Source organism: Alteromonas sp. (assembly GCF_984505615.1).
Map to the genome: position 1 here is coordinate 1 of NZ_CFHOXV010000062.1, position 4,353 is coordinate 4,353.

The 4,353-nt window shown below is 46.3% G+C and carries 6 protein-coding genes; 2 read left to right on the plus strand and 4 right to left on the minus strand.

The features are described 5' to 3' along the window. Both ttcA and rssA read left to right on the plus strand, forming a co-directional pair. Positions 1–890, plus strand: an 890-nt coding sequence (gene ttcA, locus AC4PME_RS19610; RefSeq protein WP_491529720.1) for a tRNA 2-thiocytidine(32) synthetase TtcA, incomplete at its 5' end; no start/stop codon positions are given. A gap of 3 nt (positions 891–893) precedes the next feature. Continuing rightward, positions 894–1,829 (plus strand): patatin-like phospholipase RssA, encoded by a 936-nt coding sequence (gene rssA / locus AC4PME_RS19615; protein ID WP_490708865.1) that lies wholly within the window; start codon positions 894–896, stop codon positions 1,827–1,829. 33 nt (positions 1,830–1,862) lie between these two features. On the opposite strand, the gene AC4PME_RS19620 is transcribed toward rssA, so the two are convergent. From AC4PME_RS19620 to AC4PME_RS19635, 4 genes are all read right to left on the minus strand, one after another. Beyond that, the gene (locus AC4PME_RS19620) at positions 1,863–2,501 is read right to left on the minus strand and encodes a DUF2987 domain-containing protein (protein WP_232373347.1); all 639 of its coding nucleotides are present in this window, start codon (positions 2,499–2,501) and stop codon (positions 1,863–1,865) included. After that, on the minus strand, positions 2,501–3,286 hold the full coding sequence (locus AC4PME_RS19625; RefSeq protein ID WP_490708864.1) for a glucosaminidase domain-containing protein: 786 nt from the start codon (positions 3,284–3,286) through the stop codon (positions 2,501–2,503). Before AC4PME_RS19625 ends, AC4PME_RS19620 begins: the two co-directional genes overlap by 1 nt. Continuing rightward, on the minus strand, positions 3,279–4,028 hold the full coding sequence (locus AC4PME_RS19630; protein WP_490708863.1) for a hypothetical protein: 750 nt from the start codon (positions 4,026–4,028) through the stop codon (positions 3,279–3,281). The genes AC4PME_RS19625 and AC4PME_RS19630 overlap by 8 nt, the downstream gene beginning before the upstream one ends. Positions 4,029–4,089: 61 nt before the next feature. Beyond that, on the minus strand, positions 4,090–4,353 hold a 264-nt coding region (locus AC4PME_RS19635; RefSeq protein WP_491529722.1), incomplete at its 5' end, for a LysE family transporter.

Sequence of the window (4,353 nt, forward strand, 5' to 3'; positions counted from 1 at the left end):
AAAGTAAACAAAAATACAACTTTAACAAGTTGCAGAAAAGACTGCGCAGACATGTTGGCAAAGCCATCGAAGACTTCAATATGATTGAAGACGGCGATAAGGTCATGGTGTGCTTATCCGGCGGAAAAGACAGCTATACCTTGCTGGATATCCTGCTATTTTTACGCAAAATTGCACCGGTCAATTTTGATATCGTCGCGGTTAACCTCGATCAGAAGCAGCCGGGTTTTCCGGAACATGTGTTGCCTGAATACCTGGATTCACTGGGTATTGACTACAAAATTGTGGAAGAAGATACCTATTCCATCGTTAAAGATAAAATCCCTGAAGGGAAAACCACCTGTTCACTGTGTTCCAGATTAAGACGCGGGATCCTCTACCGTACAGCAAAGGAACTCGGCGCAACAAAAATAGCCCTCGGTCATCATCGTGATGATATGCTGGAAACATTGTTTCTGAACATGTTCCATGGCGGAAAACTAAAAGCTATGCCGCCCAAACTGGTAAGTGACAACGGTGAACACATTGTTATTCGCCCGCTGGCTTATTGCAGTGAGAAAGACATTCAGAAATACGCTGACGCCACTGAGTTCCCGATCATCCCCTGTAATCTTTGCGGTTCTCAGGAGAATCTGCAGAGGCAGAATATTAAAATGATGCTGCAGGACTGGAATAAGCGTTTTCCGGGTCGCATTGAGTCTATGTTCCGTGCAATTCAGAACGTTGCCCCATCACACCTCGCTGATGGCAATTTGTATGATTTTAAAGGGATCAAGGCCACAGGCGCACCGGTAGAAGACGGTGATACAGCCTTCGACAAGCCGGATTTTACCAGTGCGGTCAGTGATGATGCACAATCCCCTGTTCAAATTGTTAATCTGACGGAATAAACCATGAAAATCGGACTCGCACTCGGTGCCGGCGCAGCAAGGGGCTGGACTCATATTGGCATCATTGAAGCACTTGAACGTCTGGGCGTTAAGATAGATGTTGTTGCGGGTTGTTCGATTGGTGCTTACGTGGGCGCTGCCTATGCAAGTGGTAAGCTTGAGCCCCTCAAAGAGTGGGCTTGCTCGTTAACAGAATGGCAAATCCTGTCTTTAATGGGTGTTGGCATCCGCAAAGGTGGCATTGCCAGCGGACAAAAAGTATTTACCAAACTGGCTGAAGAATTTTGCGCCCCGTCTTTTGAAGAGATGAATAAACCCTTTGCTGTGGTTGCCACGGATTTATACTCCGGCCGCGAAGTCATGTTCAACCAGGGGCCCGTTGATAATTGTATTCAGGCATCCTGCGCAATTCCTGCCCTGTTCAGTCCGGTTGAATATAACGGCCGGTGGCTGGTAGACGGTGCCGTCGTCAATCCTGTACCTGTGAACCTTTGCCGTCAACTGGGCGCAGATTTTGTGATTGCGGTGAACCTCAACGCTGATTTCAAGCCTCAGCGCCTGGAAAGACCAGCTGCTGAACATGAGAAAATTCAGAAAAAAACCGACGACTTTTTCTCTAAAGGCTCAAACATTGTCAGGCAGTGGTTTTCACCGGAATCCAAGTCTGATAAACCGGAACCGCCCGGGATCCTGAGTGTCATGAGCAGTTCTCTGGAAATACTGCAAGCCCGCGTGACCCGCTCCAGACTGGCCGGAGATCCGCCTGACGTACTGATAGAACCTCATCTGTCAGATGTAGGACTGATGGAATTTCACCGTGCAGGTGAATTATGTCTGGAAGGGGAAAAAACAGTTAACCGGCTGGCCGAGGAAATTAAATATCAGTTGGTCATTGAAGATAATATCGAAGAAAACACAACAATCGGCACCGCTTCATAGGAAGCGGCTTCTTTACTTTTTCTGCTTACCGGCTCAGCGCACGGCTTTTGCTGTAATCCGCATTGGCACATCCGGCAAAGTCAGTCCTTTACTTTGTTCTATCCAGTCAGCAGGTAATGTCACGATGCCCATATTGATTGAAGGCGCATCTTTAAGAGGCATGCTGATGTTATCATCGGCAAACTGAATATTCAGGCCGTCGACGGTAGGCATCATGAATGACAGAAAACTGCCCATAGCATTGAAGAATGACTTGTATTGCTCGAGCAGAAATACCAGTTCTTCTTTCGTGTAGGTTTTAGAAAGATAAGCCGGCTTCGTCTCGAGCTGAACAGACATATCACACAGGTTCGCCGCTTCCGCCAAATCAATTTCAACCACTGCTTCTGCCATTTTCAGGATCTTGTCATCAGGGACGGTGAAGCGGTTTTCCGGCGAAACAGTGAGTGGCATCACCTGTTTTTCTGTGATGATTTTCGCATCGTTAATACCACACAGATACCCTTCCCCCACACGCACAAAACCAAATGCAAACTGCAGAGCTTGAGTATCTTCACCATCGAGCTTTTTAACATGACTATAGAAACGGCTGTACTCCACCTGAATGGTTTCAGCCGACACCTGAAACATGTTCAGACAAAGAAAGCTTGCTGCCAGTAAAGCCTTTTTCACTACATATAATCCTTGTTATAACGGATCATCGCCTGTAATTCCTCAACATAAGCGACCCCGCGTTCTGAATAATTCATCAGTCCTTCAGCCAGCGCAACGCCGGTAACAGGAAGCTGATTGCTGCGCAGTGTATTTCGAATATCGCGCAGTTCCTTGTAGGCATAGTGGCGGTTGATGTTTCGCATATAGGTATAAGTGGCCTTCGACAGGTTCGGGAATCTGGCCACTTCATGATCGAGTCCGTCACTCCGCCGTGACGGCACAAAACCGCATCCTTTTCTGAAACACCACAGTCCGAAGAAATTATATCCTTCAGTAGCAAAGCGGCTGGTTCCCCATGCAGATTCATTTGCTGCCTGAGCAAGAACCAGAGATACAGGCAGAATATCTACCCGGCGCATCAGTACCTGAAGTTGATCTGTTAATTCAGCACTCTCATCAACTTTGTACTCATTGACCAGCCATGCTATACGGTTGGTGTCGTCTTCACTTAACGTTTCACCTAACGATAACTGTCGCTGCAATGTTTGAATATAATGTCGCAAAGATAAAAGATATTCGTTTTGCTTCTCGACTTCAGGCTTCAGATACGAGAAGAATGCTTCCTTTTTTTCCTGCACATTTTCAATTTCTTTGAAGTCCGGTACCGGCTTTCTTGCCTGTTCTGTCACCGGAATGTCCAGAATATCCGGCTCCCGTGAGGACATGATCCAGGCATTGATAACAATTACCAGTAATACGGCAACTGTGATCAGTACAATTTTCATGGTTTCTCTTTTATGCATCGAACGTCGACTCCTGTCCCGCTGATTCGTTAACCTGATGATTTTCCGCATTATCAAACAGTGTGGTATACAGCATACCAGTCACCACAAAATATAGCGGCATAATCACTAAAAAGGCTAACCCGAATGTAAAAATGCTTAACAGGAACAGTACGAGAAAAATAACAAAAAGAACAATAAACGATAGTATAAATTGATTCACTGCTTTGCAGGATGTGATGATGGCCTGCAATACCCCCAGCTTCTTATCTGCAATCAGAGGTAAGGTAAATGTAGTGGCTACGAAGAGGTACAAACCGGGCAGGATAAGCACTGTCAGTCCTATTTGTACCAGAATTGTGACCAGCAGCTGTGCCAGAGCCAGCGGCAAAACCCAGGATAAATAACGAAAAACATCACTGGTTTTAATTCTGTTACCCCTGGCGATATTTACTCCCATCAGTGACAACCCGGCTGACAACGGCGCAACAATCAGAATCATCGCGATATCAAGAATACCCTGTTGTTCAGCGGGCATTGCAGTAAGTTGTTCTATGGGATAAATGCCGGAGATCACCATGGCAAACGCAAAAACGACCAGTATGATAAGCGCGCACGCCTGAAAAATCGGCCAGAAGTTACTTTTCAGCAGGTTTACTGATGTGGAGGCCAGCTTTCTGAAATCAAATAACCCTTTGCCGTTCAGCAGGTTAAAACGGTCATTGTACAAGGCTTTTTTGTTGTCAGGTTGCATATCAGGCACTCAGATACTTCTTTAATTCAATAAGTTGTGGCGATTATACCCCAATGGGCCAGATTGCCTACTACGCTAAGACTAACTTCACAGCCAGCCCGATGAGTAAAACGCCCATGGCCCGGTCGAGCCAGTAGCCTTTTGACCGGATAGCACCTGCAACACGACTGGTGCTGAGCAAATAGGAAAGCAGACAAAACCACGCCCCCGTCGCGAAAGACAGGTAAAGCCCGTATATTAACCGGATATCTGATGGCGTTTGTGAGTCAATGATGACAGTGAACAGTGACAGGAAAAATAAAGTGGCCTTAGGGTTAAGGCCATTGGTAAGAAA